The organism is Candidatus Planktophila sp., from assembly GCF_046070465.1.
In the GTDB taxonomy this organism is placed as follows: Bacteria; Actinomycetota; Actinomycetes; order Nanopelagicales; family Nanopelagicaceae; genus Planktophila.
In genome coordinates this window covers 1-4,024 of sequence record NZ_JBJTMK010000137.1, presented here as the reverse complement: position 1 = coordinate 4,024, position 4,024 = coordinate 1, and the positions used below count along the sequence as shown (strand labels likewise).

Sequence of the window (4,024 nt, the reverse complement as noted above, 5' to 3'; positions counted from 1 at the left end):
GTGAAGCAACCACTGAAACCGGAACAACAATTCAATTCTGGCCATCACCAGAGATCTTTGAAACAGTTGATTTCTCATTCGAGGTTCTCTCAACACGATTCCGCGAAATGGCATTTCTCAATAAGGGACTTATCTTGTCTCTTACAGATTTGCGTGAGAGCCATGTCGATGAAAAAGGCGAGCAGCTCTCGGTTCGCTATCAATATGCAGGTGGCATTACTGACTTTGTAAAGCACCTTAACTCCACTCGCGGCGAGCTCCACAAGTCAGTTATCGCTATCGAAGCTGAAGATACCAAGGCGCGTTTATCGCTTGAGGTTTCGATGCAGTGGAACCAAGGTTTCTCTGAATCTGTCTACACCTTTGCAAACACAATTCATACACATGAAGGTGGAACACACGAAGAAGGTTTCCGTACCGCATTGACCTCTGTTGTTAATAAGTTTGCTGAAGAACAAGGATTGATTAAGAAGAAGGAAGATCGTCTTACTGGTGACGATGTTCGCGAAGGTCTTACAGCAATTGTTTCTATCAAACTTGGCGAGCCACAGTTTGAAGGTCAGACAAAGACAAAACTTGGCAACACGGAAGCACGTTCATTTACACAGAAGATTGTTAATGAACAGCTCACTGCATGGTTTGAGCAAAATCCACAAGAAGGCAAAGACATCATTCGCAAGTCGATTGATGCGGCATCTGCTCGTGTGGCAGCGCGAAAAGCACGTGATTTAGCGCGTAATCGCAAGGGTTTACTAGAAGGTCGCGGAATGCCAGGAAAGCTCGCTGATTGCCAGTGGACTGATCCTGCAAAGTGCGAGCTCTATATCGTTGAGGGAGATTCAGCGGGTGGATCAACAAAGGGTGGTCGTGATTCTCGCAATCAGGCTGTTCTTCCTATTCGCGGAAAGATTCTCAACGTTGAAAAGGCGCGCATTGATCGTGTGCTTCAGAACAACGAGGTACAGGCGCTGATTACTGCGCTCGGCACCGGTGTTCACGATGACTTTGATATCGAGAAACTGCGCTATCACAAGATTATTTTGATGGCCGATGCTGATGTCGACGGACAACACATCCGTACCTTGCTGCTTACTTTGCTCTTCCGCTTTATGCGCCCTCTTATTGAAAACGGTTTCGTCTACTTCGCACAGCCACCGCTCTATAAGTTGAAGTGGTCTGGCAAGGATGAGGTCGAGTACGCATTTAGTGATCGCGAACGCGATGCAATGATTAAAGATGGAATCGACGCGGGCAAGCGCCTTCCTAAAGATGACGGTATCCAGCGATTTAAGGGTCTTGGTGAGATGCCAGCTAAAGAGCTGTGGGATACAACGATGGATCCAGATCACCGTGTGCTTATCCGCGTCACACTCGATGATGCAGCGGCAGCCGATGACTTGTTCTCAGTATTGATGGGCGAAGATGTAGAGAAGCGCCGCGCATTTATTCAGCGCAACGCTAAGGATGTTAGGTTCTTGGATATCTAATGAGCGACGAGAAAATAACCGCTGCCGATTCATCCGGCGCAACCTACGACCGTATTGAAACGGTAGACCTCCAAGTTGAAATGGCGCGCAGCTATCTCGACTATGCGATGTCAGTAATCGTCGGGCGCGCACTTCCCGATATTCGTGATGGTCTCAAGCCGGTTCACCGCCGTGTGCTCTATGCAATGTTTGATGCCGGGTATCGTCCGGATAAGGGTTATTACAAGTCATCTCGTATCGTCGGTGATGTGATGGGTAATTACCACCCACACGGCGACACTGCGATCTATGACTCTGTTGTCCGCTTGGCTCAGCCCTGGTCACTGCGCTATCCACTGATCGACGGCAACGGAAACTTCGGTTCTCCCGGCAACGATCCAGCTGCAGCGATGCGTTATACCGAAGCTCGTCTTGCGCCTCTGGCGATGGAGATGATGCGCGATATCGATGAAGATACCGTTGATTTCTCACCAAACTATGACGGCCGCTCACAAGAGCCGGATGTATTGCCTTCACGTTTTCCCAACCTTCTTGTTAATGGCTCTGCAGGTATTGCAGTAGGTATGGCGACAAATATTCCGCCTCATAACCTTCGCGAAATCGGCGAGGCCGTTATCTACACCCTCGAGCATCCAGATCAGCCAACCGAAGAACTTCTTGCACATCTTCTTACCGTCGTTAAAGGTCCAGATTTCCCAACGAAGGGTCTGATTGTTGGACGCGGCGGAATCGAAGATGCATACCGCACAGGCCGTGGATCTATCACGATGCGCGCAGTTGTTAATGTTGAAGAGATCAATAAGCGCACATGTCTTGTTGTCACCGAACTTCCATATCAAGTCAACCCAGATAACTTGGCTCTCAAGATCGCCGAGCTGGTTAAAGACGGCAAAATCAAGGGCATCGCAGATGTACGCGATGAAGGTAACGAGCGTCTCGGCCAGCGCCTTGTCATCGTGCTTCAGACCTCTGCTATTCCTAAGGTAGTTCTCAACAACTTGTACAAGCAGACTCAGTTGCAGGACACATTCGGCGCCAACATGTTGGCTCTCGTTGATGGTGTCCCTCGCACACTTCGCCTTGATGAGTTCATCAAGTACTACATCGAGCACCAGATTGAAGTTATTGTCCGTCGCACCAAGTTCCGCTTGGTGGAAAAAGAGAAGCGCGCCCATATCCTTAAGGGTTACCTCAAGGCACTTGATGCACTTGATGCTGTTATCGCACTGATTCGCGCATCAAAGACTCCTGAAGAAGCACGTACCGGCCTTATGAAACTTCTCGATGTCGATGAAGTACAGGCAAATGCGATTCTCGATATGCAGCTCCGCCGTATCGCTGCTTTGGAACGTCAGAAGATCAATGATGAATATGAAGGCTTGATGGCAGATATCGTCGAACTCAATGCGATCTTGGCATCAGAGGCGAAACAGCGCGAAATTGTGAAGACAGAGCTTTCAGAATTAGTAACAAAGTATGGCGACGAGCGTCGCACACAGCTTGTTGCATCTGAAGGCGATTTCTCTGCAGAAGACCTGATTCCAGATTCTGATGTTGTCGTCACCATTACTCGTGGCGGATATTCAAAGCGCACTGCAGCTGACTTGTACAAGTCACAACGACGCGGTGGCCGCGGGGTAAAGGGTGCATCACTCAAGCAAGATGACGTCGTCGATCACTTCTTCGTAGCATCGACACACGACTGGTTGTTGTTCTTTACCAACCAAGGTCGCGTCTATCGCGCAAAGGTGCACGAACTACCTGATGCAGGTCGCGACGCTCGAGGTCAGCACGTTGCAAACCTTCTTGCCTTCAAGCCAGAAGAAACAATTGCACAAGTCTTGTCATTTAAGGATTACAACGCAGCACCATTCTTGATTCTTGCAACCAAGGGTGGACTCATCAAGAAGACTCCTTTGATTGAGTACGACTCACCTCGTACCGGTGGTTTGATTGCAATCAACCTCAAAGGCGATGATGAAGTTGTCTCTGCAACACTTGCCGCAGATGGCGATGAGATTCTTCTCGTCTCTCGCAAAGCGATGTCAGTTCGCTTTGTCTGCAACGATGAATCACTTCGTTCCATGGGACGTTCAACATCTGGTGTTATCGGAATGAAGTTCCGTGCAGGCGATGAACTCTTAACGATGTCTCGCGTCGATGGCGAAAACTCATTTGTCTTCACAGCAACCGATGGTGGCTATGGAAAGAAGACTCCAATCGAGGAGTACCGACTTCAGGGTCGCGGTGGTATTGGAATCAAGGCGGCAAAGATCGATGAAGATTCTCGCGGATCTCTCGTCTCTGCCCTTGTCCTCATCGATACCGATGAGATCCTTGCAATCACCAGCGCAGGCACCGTGATGCGCACTCAAGCTTCAGAAATCCGCCAGACCGGCCGTGACTCAATGGGCGTTCGCCTCGTCAATCTTGATGAAGGTGCGACCCTTTTGACCGTCACTCGCAGCCGGGAAGATGAGATTTCTGAGGAAAAGTAGTACTGTCTGCGCCTGTAGCAAATAGGCAAAGGCGTTTTG

Annotated in this window: 2 protein-coding genes; both read left to right on the top strand. The window is 49.4% G+C overall.

Going from position 1 to position 4,024, the window contains the following annotated elements; genetic code table 11:
• On the top strand, nt 1-1,487 hold a 1,487-nt coding region (locus ACKOVI_RS06165; RefSeq protein ID WP_509603212.1), incomplete at its 5' end, for a toprim domain-containing protein.
• Nucleotides 1,487-3,985, top strand: coding sequence for a DNA gyrase subunit A (gene gyrA, locus ACKOVI_RS06160; RefSeq protein ID WP_509603211.1), 2,499 nt, complete (start codon nt 1,487-1,489; stop codon nt 3,983-3,985). The genes ACKOVI_RS06165 and gyrA, both read left to right, overlap by 1 nt.
• The last annotated feature ends 39 nt before the right edge of the window (nt 3,986-4,024 follow it).

Coding starts and splice junctions, on each gene's coding strand:
- gyrA (WP_509603211.1), top strand. CDS start 1,487: ATGAGCGACGAGAAAATAACCGCTGCCGATTCATCCGGCGCAACCTAC.